Annotated in this window: 9 protein-coding genes; 5 read left to right on the forward strand and 4 right to left on the reverse strand. The window is 42.3% G+C overall.

Annotation, left to right across the window (positions count from 1 at the left end; all coding sequences use genetic code 11):
• The first annotated feature begins 2 nt into the window (after window positions 1-2).
• The 5 genes from AB6735_RS20695 to AB6735_RS20715 are packed head-to-tail and all read left to right on the forward strand — an operon-like array spanning window position 3 to window position 5,585.
• Window positions 3-1,208, forward strand: a complete 1,206-nt coding sequence (locus AB6735_RS20695) for a glycosyltransferase (RefSeq protein ID WP_370997959.1) — start codon at window positions 3-5, stop codon at window positions 1,206-1,208.
• Window positions 1,209-1,242: 34 nt separating this feature from the next.
• Window positions 1,243-2,526, forward strand: a complete 1,284-nt coding sequence (locus AB6735_RS20700; RefSeq protein ID WP_370997960.1) for a condensation domain-containing protein — start codon at window positions 1,243-1,245, stop codon at window positions 2,524-2,526.
• Entirely contained in the window at window positions 2,523-3,803 is a 1,281-nt protein-coding gene (locus AB6735_RS20705; RefSeq protein WP_370997961.1) for a condensation domain-containing protein, read from the forward strand. Before AB6735_RS20700 ends, AB6735_RS20705 begins: the two co-directional genes overlap by 4 nt.
• Entirely contained in the window at window positions 3,800-5,071 is a 1,272-nt protein-coding gene (locus AB6735_RS20710; protein ID WP_370997962.1) for a condensation domain-containing protein, read from the forward strand. The genes AB6735_RS20705 and AB6735_RS20710 overlap by 4 nt, the downstream gene beginning before the upstream one ends.
• Window positions 5,064-5,585 carry a hypothetical protein gene (locus AB6735_RS20715; RefSeq protein ID WP_370997963.1) on the forward strand — a complete coding sequence of 174 codons (522 nt, stop codon included), beginning with the start codon at window positions 5,064-5,066 and terminating at the stop codon, window positions 5,583-5,585. The genes AB6735_RS20710 and AB6735_RS20715 overlap by 8 nt, the downstream gene beginning before the upstream one ends.
• Window positions 5,586-5,597: 12 nt before the next feature.
• Here the strand turns inward: AB6735_RS20715 and AB6735_RS20720 are convergent, their stop codons facing one another.
• The 4 genes from AB6735_RS20720 to AB6735_RS20735 are packed head-to-tail and all read right to left on the reverse strand — an operon-like array spanning window position 5,598 to window position 15,181.
• A complete protein-coding gene (locus AB6735_RS20720) occupies window positions 5,598-8,858 on the reverse strand; it encodes a GH92 family glycosyl hydrolase (RefSeq protein ID WP_370997964.1) in 3,261 nt (1,086 codons plus the stop codon).
• 29 nt (window positions 8,859-8,887) lie between these two features.
• Window positions 8,888-10,015: an acyltransferase family protein gene (locus tag AB6735_RS20725; RefSeq protein ID WP_370997965.1), complete on the reverse strand. Its 1,128-nt coding sequence runs from the start codon at window positions 10,013-10,015 to the stop codon at window positions 8,888-8,890.
• A 12-nt stretch (window positions 10,016-10,027) separates the two neighbouring features.
• Window positions 10,028-12,976, reverse strand: a complete 2,949-nt coding sequence (locus AB6735_RS20730) for a beta-galactosidase (RefSeq protein WP_370997966.1) — start codon at window positions 12,974-12,976, stop codon at window positions 10,028-10,030.
• Window positions 12,977-12,979: 3 nt separating this feature from the next.
• Entirely contained in the window at window positions 12,980-15,181 is a 2,202-nt protein-coding gene (locus AB6735_RS20735; RefSeq protein ID WP_370997967.1) for an alpha-N-acetylglucosaminidase, read from the reverse strand.
• Between the last annotated feature and the right edge of the window lie 160 nt (window positions 15,182-15,341).

Here is a 15,341-nt window from a genome sequence, read left to right on the forward strand (position 1 = left end):
CCATGGCAAAATTTTTATTTGTTGTTCCACCATTTTTCGGGCATATCAGTCCAACATTAAGCATCGGTGCAAGTCTTATTGCTCGTGGCCATGAAGTAAAATGGCTGGGTATTACACCGCTGGTTGATAAACATATCCCTGCCGGCGGCGAGTTCATATATCCTGAAGCCGAACTGGAACCGCATATGGATGAAATAAACCGGATCCTGAAACGTCAGGACGATGGCCCGGCCTGCTCAGGTCCGGAGGTTATGAAATTAGCTCTTGAGGAAACCTATGTGCCATTTGCCCGCATCATGATGCCAGGACTAAGCAATTTTGTAGATGCCTGGAAACCCGATGTGATCATTAACGATTGTATAACCTTTGCAGGCGCTTTATGTGCCCATATTAAAGGCATCCCATCGGTAACTACTACACCTGTACCACCAGATGTGATGGGCGATACCGCCAAAAGTGCTCCTAAAATTTTCGAATGGCAGCAAAACCTGGTAAAAGGCTTGCAGCAGGAATTTGGCGTTTATGGCGATGAGATCGTTATACACTCACATAAACTTAATATGGTATTTACTTCACAAGCCTTCGCTGGCTTTGATGTAGCAGAACCGCATATGAAATTTGTGGGCCCCGTAAAAGGCAGGCCCAATAATGCCGCTTTTGACTGGGAGAGGCTGGCAAAGGCTACTACACCAAAGGTATTTGTATCTTTAGGTACATTGCTGGTTGACATCCGCAAGGAATTTTTTCAGAAACTGATAACCGCTTTTGCAGATCAGCCGGTAACTATAGTAGCCGCCACTAATCCTGATATTTTTGAGGAATGGCCAGATAACTTTATCGTAAACGGCTTTGTACCTCAAACCGAGCTGATGCCGCACATGGACGCGGTGATCTGCCATGGTGGTTTTAATACCGTAAATGATACGTTTATTAATGGATTGCCCATGCTGATCACCCCTATCGCCTATGATCATTTTCACACAGCAAAACTGATCGAGAACTCAGGTGCTGGTATAAGCATACGGTACAAACGTTTGCGTATTGCTGATCTGCGCGATACCATTTTTGAACTGTTACAAAATCCAAAATATCGTGAGGCTGCCATAAAGGTAAATGAGACCTTTATAGCCGCCGGTGGTAATGATAAGGCCGTACAGTTACTGGAAGATTTTGCTGCTGCAGAATCTGTCCTGGCGCCTTTGAACTAACCACCAACCTAAACCTTTGACCAATTTGTTGCCTATGAGAAGAAAATTACTTTTGATTGAACGCGTTATGCATGGAGATGGGAACTACGTATTTAACGCGCTTTTACCGGTAAGATTACGCGGTAATTTTTCAGAAACAGACATCCGGGTGGCGCTGGCAAGTCTGCAAAAAACACATGCCATGCTAAATGCAGTGGTACAAAATGACAAGAATGGAGAGCCCTGGTTTGTAGTTGATGACGAACGCCCGGTTAATATCCCAATACGTATTATGGAACGTAGAGACAGTGATGATTGGCAAACAGAATCGGTAAAGGAGTGGTCGGTACCTTTTAACAGTTACCGGGAACCGCTGATGCGCCTGGTATGGATCAAAGGCGAACCGGTTTCGGAAATTTTGCTGGTCATGCACCATTGTCTTTTCGATGGCCGTTCGGCATTGGTAATGCTCGAAGAGTTTTTGCAATTTCTGGATGATCCTGATGCCCGCATAGCTGTCGAGGCTCCCATATCCGGTATTGGCGATATTGTTCCGCCGGCGATGCTGAATAATAAGATACACCAGTTTATGGCCAAATTGCTATTTGGCATGGCTTCAATAGCCTTGTCGCTTATACCATCAAAAGATAAACAAGTAGAGAAAAAAAGGGATTTCCTGATCCATTGGCGGCTTGATCAGGAGCTTAGCGCAGCCCTCCTGGCCTGCTGCAAGGCCGAAAGCATCAAGGTAAACACCATCATGTGTGCCATCCTTTTAGATTCCTTTAAACAGGTTCTCAAAGAAAAAGCACTCAATAGGATCATGTGCCCTGTTGATATCCGCAATTTTAATCCGCAGATAAAAAAGAATAACATTTTTGCTTTTCCTTTAATGATACTGGTAACAGCTTTTCCGGGTCTTGATTTTTTCAGCAACGCGCGGGCTATGCAAAATGACATCGAAAGCAAAATGGCTAAACTTGATCCGTATAAACTTATCATGCTGTTAGAAGCCGCTCACGGGTCATTACCTAAAATAGTTAAATTTTTACGGAACCAGAAAGCGAATAAAGATTGCATGTTTTCTAACCTGGGTAAGCTGGATATTCAGCAGCACTATAAACATTTTGAGGTGGAAACCATATTTAGTCCCTCAGTTATGGTACCTGAAGGGCATGCTACCGCGTTTACAACAACCACTTATGGTGGAGAGATGGATTTTTCTTTCATCAGCAATGAAGGGAGCCTTACTTATGAGGACGCCTTAGCTATCAAGGATAAAATGATGGAAACAATTTCTACATTAACCGGAACTACAGAAGAACTTAGTGTGGCATGAGAAGAAAACTATTATTTGGCGAAAGAATGTTGCACGGCGACGGTACACTGCCTTTCAATGGCGTTATACCATTTAGACTGCGCGGCGTTTTTGCGGAGGCCGACCTGCATTTCGCTTTAGGGAAGATACAGGAAAAACACCCCTGGCTGAATGCTTTTGTGCAGAATGATGATCAACAACGGCCATGGTTTGTTATCGACGTGGCAAAACCAGTTAAGATTCCGGTAAGGATAATAGATCAGTTAAGTGATAACGATTGGCAAACAGAATCACACAGAGAATTGCTTACTCCGTTTAATACGGACAAAGGTCCGCTTTTACGCGTGGTATGGATAAAAGGCGATACTACATCAGATATGATCATCACCATCCACCATTGCTTATGCGACGGAGGTTCGGCCATGAGCATATTAGCTGAATTGCTACAGCTTTTAGACGATCCGACTACAGATATAGGCAAAGAAAATCCGATAAAAGGCATGGAAGATATTATTCCTCCGGCTATTTTAAATAACAAAGCGAAACAGATAAAGGCTAAATTGATTGGTGGGTTGGCCGCCGTAGCGCTGAAGCTGATGCCGGTAAAGAAAAACCCGGTCGATAGGAAAAGGGATTACCTGATCCACTGGAAATTTGATGAAAGCCTGAGTAAAGACCTGATCGTTTATTGTAAATCGGCTGGCATTACGGTAAATACCATGTTGTGTGGGGTGTTACTGGAAGCCTTTAAACAGGTGAGGAAAGACCAGGCGCATAACAAGGTTTCGTGCCCGGTTGATATTCGGAGATTTGCTCCCGAAATCAAAAAAGATCAACTATTCGCGTTTGGTTTGATGATCGTACTTTCGGCACATGCAGGTTTGAATTTTTTAGACAATGTTAAGGCGATGCAAAAAGATGTCGACAAAAAATCGGCTAAGCTTGATCCTTATGCCACTATGATGATGATGGAATCGGCGCACTCTGCTATGGATAACTTTACTAATTTGCTTAAAAACGGAAAATCAACAAATGATTGCATGTTTTCCAACCTGGGTAAAATCGATATCCCGTATCAATATCGCAACTTTGAGTTAGAAACGATATTCAGTCCGGCGGTGATTGGGCCATTAGGTAATACCACCACTATGGTAACATCTACCTATCGCGGCCAAATGGACTTTTCATTTATTGCCAGTGAGGGTTTTGTGCCGTACGAAGATGCCCTGGCTATAAAAGATAAGATGATAGCAATGATTAAAGAACAGATTGGTAACATAGCGGTAGCCGTAGCATGAAAAGAAAATTAATGATGGTGGAAAGAATTATGCACGTAGACGCGTCTACGCCGCTTAATTGTGTATTTACCGTCAAAATAGCAGGTAGCATTAATGCCGAAAACCTGCATACAGCCCTTGCAAAAGTTCAGCAAAAACACCCGCTTTTACGTGTACAGATAGATGAGGAACAAAAAGGTGGCCCCTATTTCATAACCAATGAACAAGTTCAGTCCATCCCTGTACGCATAGCCGAACGGGTTACCGATGATGACTGGTTAAAGGAATCGGAAACAGAATGGTATAAGCTCTTTGATGGTGAAAATGTACCATTAGCCCGCATAGTCTGGATAAGATCGGCCGTTGTATCGGAGCTTTTGTTGGTGATGCCGCATTGTGTTTGTGATGGCGGTACCTGCATAGCTCTACTTAGGGAAATATTGAGTTTACTGGATAACCCTGAACAGGAACTGGATACATACGCACCATTCAATTCGGTACAGGAATTAATGCCCGATAGCTTTGATATTGCTAAAAATAAACGTAAAGGCCGGATCTACTCTTTTTTAGGCAGACTATTTTTCCTGTTTAAAAGTACCAGAAGTAAATTTGAGCCTGGCAGAAACTACGCCATACATTGGAAACTGGATGAAGAATACACCCTTGCCATAGCCGAAGCATGCAAAAATGCTGGTACATCGGTACATGCTGCTTTATGTGTAGCCTTTTTAAAAGCATTTCAGAAAGTGAGGGGGGGTAAAGCCCGCGGAAAAGTGATTAGTCCGGTAGATATCAGACGTTTTATCCCCGAGATAAAGCCCGATACGATGTTTGCTTTCGCGCCTATTGTAGAATTGACCGTTGATAAAGACCCTGGCATGGGTTTCTGGGATCAGGCGCGCAAAATAAAAACCGATTTGACCACCAAAATTGAAAACATGAACGCCTATGAAATGTTATGGATGGGCGAATATATGCACAAAACAGTAAAACGAATGATCGGGTTTTTAAAGACTACAGATGGCTCACATGACGTTACCCTATCAAACATGGGCAGGCTTACCATTCCTGAAAAATACCAATTATTTGAAGTAGAAACTATTTATAGCCCAACGGTTGCTTTCCCCTGGCGCAACCCGAATACACTGGTGACAACCACTTTTAAAAACAGGATGGATTTCACTTTTATGTCAAATGATAATTTCCTTGAAGAGGCAGAGGCTTTAAAAATAAAAGCCGCAGCGATGGAACTATTATTTGCCAACTTACAGCAATTATCGCATGCCTGAAAAACCAATACAAAAAACTACCTTAAAACGGTTTGCACAAAAGAAACTGCTGCAATACATTATACCTAACATTTTTTTCAATACCATTATAGCCTACGCCAGCTTCGCAAAATTAGGCTATACTCACCTGTTTGAGGGAGAACAAAGCCTGGCCAGGCTTACGCTGCCCATGTCGTTGTTTTTACCATTTATCCTTAGTCTGGATATACTTAAAAAGACGATACTTGCCGTTGAACAAGGGGCTCTTGATTTAACCATCAGTGATGACCTGAATAAAAATAAATTTGCCATGCAAACAGCTATTATCAATGGTGTAGGTACACTGCTGATTGTTTTAGCGGTGATGTTAATTGCACAAGTAAGTTTACCCGCTCACTATAAATTCAACGGACCAATAATGGCATATCTTGATGGTACATTGGCGGCGGCATATTCTATCATGTTTACCTATTTCCCGATCAGGAAACTAAGAAGGCATATGTCTAAACAGGTTGAAGTTCCGATATCAGCTTAAAGCTTATTAATTTTAAGGTTGGTTCTTATAATCGCTTTGTTCTTTATTAAAAATATCCTGGATTTCAACGGATGATAATGGCTGGGCAAAAATCTTGATGCCGTCCATATAGCCATGAAATATTCTTTCTGAAGGAAACTCTTCATTGCGCCCTAATTGCCATCTATTGTCTACCGATAAGTTCACGGGCCCCTCTACTGTAGATGTACCTACCAATTTGCCATCGATGTACACAGACAGTACATTACCATTACAAACACCAGCAATATGGTGCCAGTTCTGTTTCCAGTTGGCGGGAAGCTTTACGGTACAATCACCCCGTCCCCAGCCACCGGCAAAAAAGGTAAGCGTTTCGTTATTGCTCATTTGCAAAACATGGGTATCGCCTTTGGTAAGCATATCTACCAGCCCTATTTCTTTGCCTTCCGGATATACCCAGGTCATCATGGTGATGCTCTGCTCCAGCTTATCCAGGCTCGGCGCATTTGGTACTTCTACAAAACAATGATCACCCAATAATAACCTTTTTCCTTTTCCGACTTCCAGGGGTTTGGAATGAATGATATGCGCGTTGTTCTCAAATCCTGAATGATCTGAAATAGGTTGATCATTATCTTTTGCAACGAGTGAAAGATCAAGTAATAGCGAACCTGTATCATCACCAAATACTTTATATACTGATGATATATCATTGATATATAAATCCTTAACCCCAGTCACTTTATCTTCAAAATGATGACTCCGGGTCTCACTTTCTCCTGGAGCGAGTTGCAAATGATCAGTATACAAAAGGGTGTTATTCAACCTTACAGGGATAGAAAATGACTGATCTTTGCCGGTCAGGTTTCTAATTGTGTAATTAATTTGCTGCTGGCTGTCGCAATGTATTAAGGGCCTGCTATTGATCCCATATATTTCAAAAGGATGTTGTACTGGCTGTTTGGGTTCATTAACCTCTACAATATTCCCCCCTGCATCATTTAAACCTATTGTTGTTTTTCCTAATCTGTATGATCTGCAGCTAATAGAATCAGTAATCCCACTTCCTTGTTGAACAAGATAGTTTTTGTTGGCGATGACCTTTCCGTCAGCATATATTCTGATGTTCTTGGTACCTGCCGCCCCCTTATTCTGTGCTGTAAACCTCAGCCATAATTGCTCATTCGGTTCAACTTGGGTTTTCTGCAAGCTATAATTGATAACTTTTATATCCGATGAGGTTTTTGTTTCTGATAACGCGATTGGATCTTTATCCGCAGGCCAGTTTTGCACGTTATTGCTCATGGTAAACCGCATTATACCGCCATTGGCGATAGTTGCATGAGGTAAAACCAATTGTTCATATGCCTTGTCATTAACGGTTAAAGAACTTACGTATTTGTTGCCAGCCGATTGGTTTTTAACCTTAATTGTCCACGTTTTATGAGCAGCCAAATGCAGGGTTACAGCTTGAAATAAAGGTGCTCCTATAGCATATAACGGCTTGCCCGGACTTACCGGAAAAATCCCTAATGCATTAAATATATAGGCGCTTGACATAGCACCAAGGTCATCATTCCCCGGCAAACCGTCTGGTTGGTTTTTATATCGCAACAGCATAATATCCCTGCACCATGCCTGTGTAAGGTCAGGCCGTCCGGCTGCATTAAACAAATAAAGCAGATGTATAACCGTTTCATTATCAAATAGTATAACATTGTTTCTTAAAGCAGAATCCAAGCGGGCAGAGAACGCTTTATTACCGCCCATAAGGTTCACCAGGTCTTTGGCATTGTGCGGCACAAAATAGGAATACACCCACTTATCCCCTTCTTTATAACCCGACATACCGGGGTTTAGCTTAAAATCATTTCCTGATCGTGGTAGTAAAAACAAGTCGTCAGGATGAAACAGATTTCGATAATTTAAACCCTTATCCCGTAAAAGCTGATAGTCGGCCTCATTATGTATTACCTCTTTGACATACTGCGATAGCGCCCAGTCATCGTAAGCATATTCCACTGTACGGGTTACCGATTCAGAATTGGTGTACGGCACATAACCTAAACGGTGGTATATAGGCATATCCCCCTGCACAAAAGGCGAGTCGACAATATTACTTTTCATGGCCTTATAAGCCAGTGCTTTATCAAAGCCGGTGATGCCTTTTAAATAAGCGTCTACAATAATAGGTATAGCATGATTGCCTGTCATACTCTCTGTGGGTAAATGACCTGTTTGCTTATAAATATCCAGCATCGATAAAATGATATCATTCTGCTTTTCGGGATACAGCAAACTCAATAACGGGTGCAATGATCGGAAGGTATCCCATGGAGAAAATCCACCATATTGATATTTACCCGAAGCATGATGAACGGCTCCGTTATCTCCGCGATAATTACCATCCACATCAGAAATTACCCAGGGAATCAATAGCGAATGGTAAAGGGCGGTATAAAATATGGTTTTGTTATTTTTGCTGGTATCGGTTATATCTACGGTAGATAATTGTTTAGTCCAATCATCGGCTGTACGTGCAGTAAAAGCCTTAAAACTTAATTTGGCGATTTCCTTATCGATATTATTTTGAGCACTTGCAAAGTTTACAGTTGATGTGCTCAGTTTAAGTTCAATAACTTTTGCGGCAGTCTTAAAAGTAAACAAATAGCCATCTTTTATCTTTTTCTTTTCGCTAAAAGCTTCACTAAAATTGATCACTGTGTTCAACGTAGTTCCATGTATCACTTTTCCGGAAATGATGGTGATATCTCCTGCATTCCCAATAAAAACCTGTGCCTTAGTTTTAGCCGGAAATGTAAAACGCAATATTCCCGTGCGGGTGGATGCACTTGCTTCTGCTATGATATCATTATCGGTAAATTTTACCCGGTAATATCCCGGACGCGCTATCTCATTCTGATGCGAAAAGCGACTTTTATACATACCCGGTTCAAAATCACGTCCTTCCGTCACAGGCATAATAAATAAACGCCCTGCCGAACCTTCCGGAAAGCCACTATGATGCCCAAAACAGCTGAAATAGTAAATGGATGAATCGGTGTAGTTATACCCTCTGGCTCCTGTAACCCGTGTTTCCGGACTGATCTGGATAAAACCCGATGGGGCCACTGCACCGGGATATGTACCGCCATCGCCTCCCCAATGGGTGAGTACGCCGCTTTTGGTAGTCCCGATGAATGGATTTACGTATGATAAATTAGACCGGTTCTGTGCATTTACATTAATGGTAATAACAAACGATAACAACAGCAGCCAAACTGCCTTTTTCATAAGAGAGTACATTTCACACATACGTAAACTTATATTTTGATATAGATCTTTCTTTTATCCATCGCATAACCTACCAGCCAACAAAGCATCATATAACATAAAGCAAAAACCAGTGTACCAAATGCACCCGGGAAAAGCGGCTGGTAAAATACCTGGTTTATCCAATCATAAAAGCTGAGGTTTGGCTTTACCCAAACAGTCGAAATAACGGTAAACAACAATTCCGACAGCAGGTATATTGCCAATGAATTCCGGCCAAAAACCAGGAAAAAGTTGGTACCGCGTTTGATATTCTTTAATTCAATGGCATAAATCAATACACCGATGATCACCAGATCGATACCGATAGTAAGCAGAGTAAATGTGCTTGTCCACAATTTTTTTGCAAGAGGGAAAAACTGCGCCCAAAACAGCGCTATACCAATGAGGCAAGCCCCTGCAATGAGTAATTTAGCTATCGATTCATAATTACGACCCTTTCGTTGTATATACGCCCCCGCCAGGTAGCCGGCTATTACATTCACAATGGCTGGCAAAGTGCTCAGTAAACCTTCGGGATCAAAAGCTATTGGGCCTCCTTTGTCGTGGTATAAATGCGCATTACCCATAATTAATATATCCAAACGGGTACCGGCATTGCCCAGCATGGTCAGCTCTTTACCGGGTTCGCCAAGCAGCAATAAGAATACCCAGTAGCCCAGCAAAAGCAAAACAGAAATAATGAGGGCCATGCGTTTTGAGCAGTAATGTACAATGAGCGAGCCAAAGAAGTAACAAAGTGCTATACGCTGTAACACCCCCATAATACGGGTATTGCCCAGCGGATTAAAAACCCAGCCCTCGGCCTCGCGATGAAAGAAGGGAAACCAGTACATCAGGTAACCCAGTAAAAATATGATGAGCGTGCGTTTGCCTATTTTACGCAGAAAAGCACTGTTACTTTCAAACTTATTTTTGGAAAAACTCAACGCATTCCCTACTGCGAACAAAAAAGAAGGAAAAACAAGATCGGTTGGTGTAAAACCAAACCAGGCTGCATGATCAAGTGGCGCCCATTGAACCGCGCCCGAACCGGGAGCATTTACGATGATCATGAAGCAGATGGTCATGCCCCTGAAAATATCAAGTGTTATAAACCTGTCTTTTGCTAAAGCCATATCTTTTAAATTTTATAGTTTTCCCTGAAGTGTATAAGTTATCCTGCCGGCTTTTTTCTCTGATCGTATGCTCACTTTATCTGGCCGGTTACCATTTTCGTCATAAACTACCACTTGATTTATGCCGGCTTTTAACCAACACTCCGGTATATACATGCCGATATTACCAATTTTTTCGGGGTAACGTCCCAGGTTATGGCTGTTTATCCAAACCGAGCCATAACTTAAGCCATCTGTATGAACCCGCCATATCAGATGCTTGCCTTTTGGCTGCGGCACGGTAAACTGCGACCGGAAAAATTGCGGTCCGGAAAATGAAGTTTTTGGGGCCAATTTACTCCAGCCATCAACGGCATCTGGATTACCCGGGCCTCCAAACATTTTCCAATTGTGTAATACAGTAGCATCACCAATGCTGTTTACTTTTACAGGCTGATCTATGCCGCCTTCGTTGGAGTAATTTTCGATGAATAGCGTAAGCATGATTGGTTTTCTAAGTGTAGAGGTATCATTAATTTCCACAGTAAAAGGTGAATTCCAGCCCTTGTGTTGTGCTACCTGTTTACCATTGATAAATACGGTAGCGTCTTCGTCTACACTCCTGAAATTGATGGTAAGCTTATTAGGATTGCCCCCCTGAACCGGGATCGTAGTTTGAAACCAGCCAAAGCCCTCCTGTTTGTTAAATACATCATCGCCAATTTTATACTTTTTCCAGCTAAGGGTATCAAATGCCGGGATATTGTTTTTTACGTCGGTAGCTTTTTCGGCTTTGGTAAAATACCAATTGTTGATGGTAGATATAAATGGTCCACCCTGTTTAAGCTGAACCTGGCCCGATAACCCTTTCTTGTCAACATCGGTGATCGATCCAATGTAGGCGGCCAATTTATCGCGACCATCATGTGCTGTAAATACAGCCAGCATATGTTTGCCTTTTTCCAGATCAAAAGTCACCTCACCCTCCCTAACTTTCCATTGAACGGTCTTCCTGCCATCTACAAAAGCGGTAGCTCTATCTCCACCGTCAACCTGCATAGTATACTTTCCTGATGCCAGTACATCAACCATGGTACGATACCAGGCATCGGCCGTCAAGTTATCATCTGCTCCCATTTGCTGAGGATCAGCAGAACTAAACCAGTTGGTATCATCATAGGTTGGAGTGGCATAAATCGATGCGTTTTTACTTTGCCATGGGGATAAACTTACGTTTGAGTTATATTTTATATCCGACTGATATACAGATTTTAACAACGATGAACTATTGCTTTTATATAACCAAACTTGTCCATCTTTTTTACCTGTTAAAGGATATTCCGCAGTGGCTTGCAACTGACCATTTTGCAGTTTAACATCAGCCAGGTAAGATACACCACTGATGATAACGTTAGCACCCGCCTGCTCCACCAACCAGGTTTTATCCATTGTTTTGGCATCCATCGTTAAAATACGGACGCACTGACCACCCACTTCAAATGTATATTCGCTGGGTTTGTCCCCTTGAGTAGTTATCAGATCGACATTACCATCACTTACTTTAAATCCGGTGGTTGTTCCTTTAGGTATGGTTACTTTTCCTCCCGCCTTAAAATAAAGCATTATAGGACTACCTCTTTCGGCTTCGACCAAAACAGTGGTAGTATTTCCCTGCTTTACCAATCCGTATATACGTGTAAGCGCCCAATTAAGCGTTATTTGGTTGCTAATGATATAATTGTGCCCCAGCGGATATATTTCACCCGGAGCCAGCATTACAGTGGCTACAGGCATGTCGTTATCAACCTTAACCACCGCTTTAAGTACTTTTTTACCCGGATTATCTAAAAATACAAGATCGCCAATGTCGGCTGATCTCGCTGTTACTTTTAAACTGCTATCTACCGCAATATCTTTATAAGCGGCTGTAGCATCGGTGCAATTCTCCAATATATCCTGAAAACTACGGGCAAAAATGGCAGCGCGTTTAAAACCGTAATAAATGGGGCGAAGATCGCCGGCCTGCCCAACTGCGGAGCCATAATCATAAGACGCAGCGTCTTCATCATTATTGGTATAACCAAAATTCGAGCCTCCATGAGCCATGTAATAGTTATATCCGCCACCACCGTGCGCTATTATTTTCCAGGTGCGCCGGGCATATACTGCCGAATCTGTTGGCTTAGCTCCATATTGAGAGTACCATACACTCCAAAATTCGGTTGAAAACCAGGGATTAGGTCGTTTAGGATCATCCAATGAGCCTTCTCCGGCGGGATCGCTGGCATGATGCAGACCGCTAAAAAAATAGGGCACCTGCAACCCTAAACTTAGTGCCTTGCTTTGCAGATGTTTAAAATAATTATCGGGGACAACAGTTCCCCAGCCATTATTATGCTCGTTCTCCAACTGTACTAAAATTACCGGGCCGCCTTTATTGATCTGCTGGTTAAAAACGACGGGCAATAATTTGTCAAAGAAACGGTCGACGTATTTTTCAAACTCTGGGTTGTCCTCCCTTACGCGCAACCCTGGTTTAAATTTCAACCATAAGGGGTAACCACCCAGATCCCACTCGGCGCAGGCATAAGGGCCTACCCGGGCAATAGCATACATATTCAGACTTTTTACGATAGATAAAAACGCGTTCAGGTCATGATCGCCGGTAAACTCAAATTTACCTTCATGAGGTTCATGAAAATTCCAAAAGGCATACACCTCCACACAATTAAAGCCAGCACGTTTTAATCGCAACAGTCTATCATGCCAAAGTTGGTGTGGAATACGTGCATAGTCTAACCCTGCTGATGCCAGGAAAGTTCGTTTACCATTTATTAGAAAACCTTTATTATCAAAATTGATAAATGATTTAGCTGATTCCTGAGCCGGGAATATATGATCATTTATGGCTTGGCTATAACCCACGTTGCTCACAACCAACATTGCAAAAACTAAAAGCGCGGTATAAAAACGTTTGTTCATTACTTAGCGTTGATAAGCTTGCTGAATTATAGGATTATATTTCTCAAATAATTGTTTGGCTTTTTCCACAGAATTACCGCTGACGGTATTTGGGTAAGCATTATCGTGCTTGTTTACCCATTGCCATTCCCAGTCCTTTACTTGTTTGTCAAAAGCAAGCTCATCAAATTTACTGCCCGATACAAGCGATTTATTTAACTGATCAAAGAACAAAGCCCAACGCTGCTTGTAATATCCTTTAATCAGCCCGGCCCATTGGCGATTGGAGTACTCACGCAAGCCACTTTCTTTATCACCCCACAGCGTAACCAGGTCACGGGCATTAAACTCATACAAGTTCTTCTCTTTTTCGGTGATGCCATTGGCCCTTGCCTCAGTGATCCACTTACCTAACAGGAAATCTTTTCGGGTGCTTAACAGCGCATCGATATCGTCCATCAATTGTAAAAATCGGTTACTGTATTGCTTAAACTGTTCTTTATCTCCGGTTTGGTATGCTTTCACCATTTGCTGTTGCAGCGGACTTGCATAGTTGGCCAGTACTTGCCGCGTAATATCAACCAGATCATATTGAAAACCGTCGCTTTGTTTCAAACTGTCTGCAGCATTTACAAACAGCTGCCAGGCTTTAACCAATTGCGCAAGGTCATAATCCAATTTGGTTAATACCCTGTCTACAGTTTTCTTAAAGGTAGGCCGTGCAACAATAATAGATTCCGGACCTCCTTCTGTTAAACCGCCGGAATACACTGTGTTTAGCAATATATGCCAGGCTTCATTTATCTGTGTGTTGCTTTGACCGTAACGCCTTTGTGCATAATTAACAAGCCATTTATCTGCATCTATGGGGGTATCACTCCAAACATTCTCCAGCATCAGGGCAAATAGGGCCGGATTCTGTTCGATGCCCTCAGGAGTAATGCCTATACCTCGCATGTTTTTTGATTCCGGATCGTGCAACGCTATCGCCGGATCGGCGGCTACGTGACGCATGCGACCAAACATACTGATGTTACCACCAAAATTTTGCAGCATACTCCAGATCCATGGTTTGCCGTAATAAGCTTCAGTGCGGTTCCAAACTGGATGCGCATCACTATACAGATCTAATACGATCATTTGTTCATTAGGTACAGCGTTTAACAAGGCCTTGATCTGCTGTGGTTGCCAGAATTTATTGTTATAATGGAACATCCAGCCTTGCATCACCCAAATTGCTTTGGGATCTGCTGCGGCCATGGAATTAAAAACCTTTTTGCTCATGCCATCCAGGTAAGTAGAATCATTTGTTGGCGGCACGTTTTCATTAAAAGTATCGGCAGAGTACAGGTGGTCTGTACCAAACTCTTGGGTTTGTGCCTCTATATATTTTTTACCGATGGTTTCAAACATCGGATCGTCGGGGTCAAGGATATATACATCGGGGAAACCGGCATCCCAGTTGGTTTTTTTAACCTTGGCGCCGGGAAATTTATCTTTAAATGATGGTGGCACATGTCCAGTAAATGAAGACAGTACAGGTTTCATGCCAAAGGAACGCTCACGTTCCAATATTTTCTTTTGTAATTCTTTGTGGGAGTCCATCCAATGCTGTGGCAGCGGGCCACCCCAGGCATCAATGTTGCCCATCCAAAACCAGGCAAAATAAGCAGGACCGCTAAAAAACTCATCTAGTTGCTTATCAGTAAAGCCCATGCTTTTGTAAACATTTTGCCAAACGGCTTCTTCGCCTGTAATGGCCAAGGGCAGATTAATTCCATTTAAAGCCATCCAGTCTATCTCTTTTTGCCAACGGGCCCAATCCCACCAGGCCATGGAATAATTGTAGGTACAGTAATTTAAATAATAGCGATACTGATATGGTGTACTTTTATGAATCGGTCCTTTAACTAAGGGTAAGGTAGTTGGTAAATTAAGGTTTGTACCGTTCCAGCTGATATCGCAAAAACAGTAATTTTTAAGATAATAGTTTAAGGCCGAGGCAATGGAAAGACCATTATTGCCCCGCAAAATTATTTTACCGTCCCTGCTGTCAAGTTCAAAAACATCTTTATCATTTTGCTGCGGAATAGCCTCGATAATAAAAGAACTGCTTTTGCCGGGAATAACCCGTTCAATAAAGGCATATAATGCCTTTTGATCAACCTGTGCACTGGCACTTAAGCCAAATGCCATAACAACAAGTACAAGTAAATACTTTCTCATTTAATAGGGTATGTAACCTCACCTAAATCCTCTCCAAAGGAGAGGACTTTGATCGGCAAGATGATTAATTATTCTTTTAAAGCCCTTCTCCAAAGGAGAAGGGTTGGGATGAGGTCTCATAAAACACCGGCAATCAGAACAAAATATTCTGCAAGAGAAT

Source organism: Mucilaginibacter sp. RCC_168 (genome assembly GCF_041355315.1).
Classification (GTDB): domain Bacteria; phylum Bacteroidota; class Bacteroidia; order Sphingobacteriales; family Sphingobacteriaceae; genus Mucilaginibacter.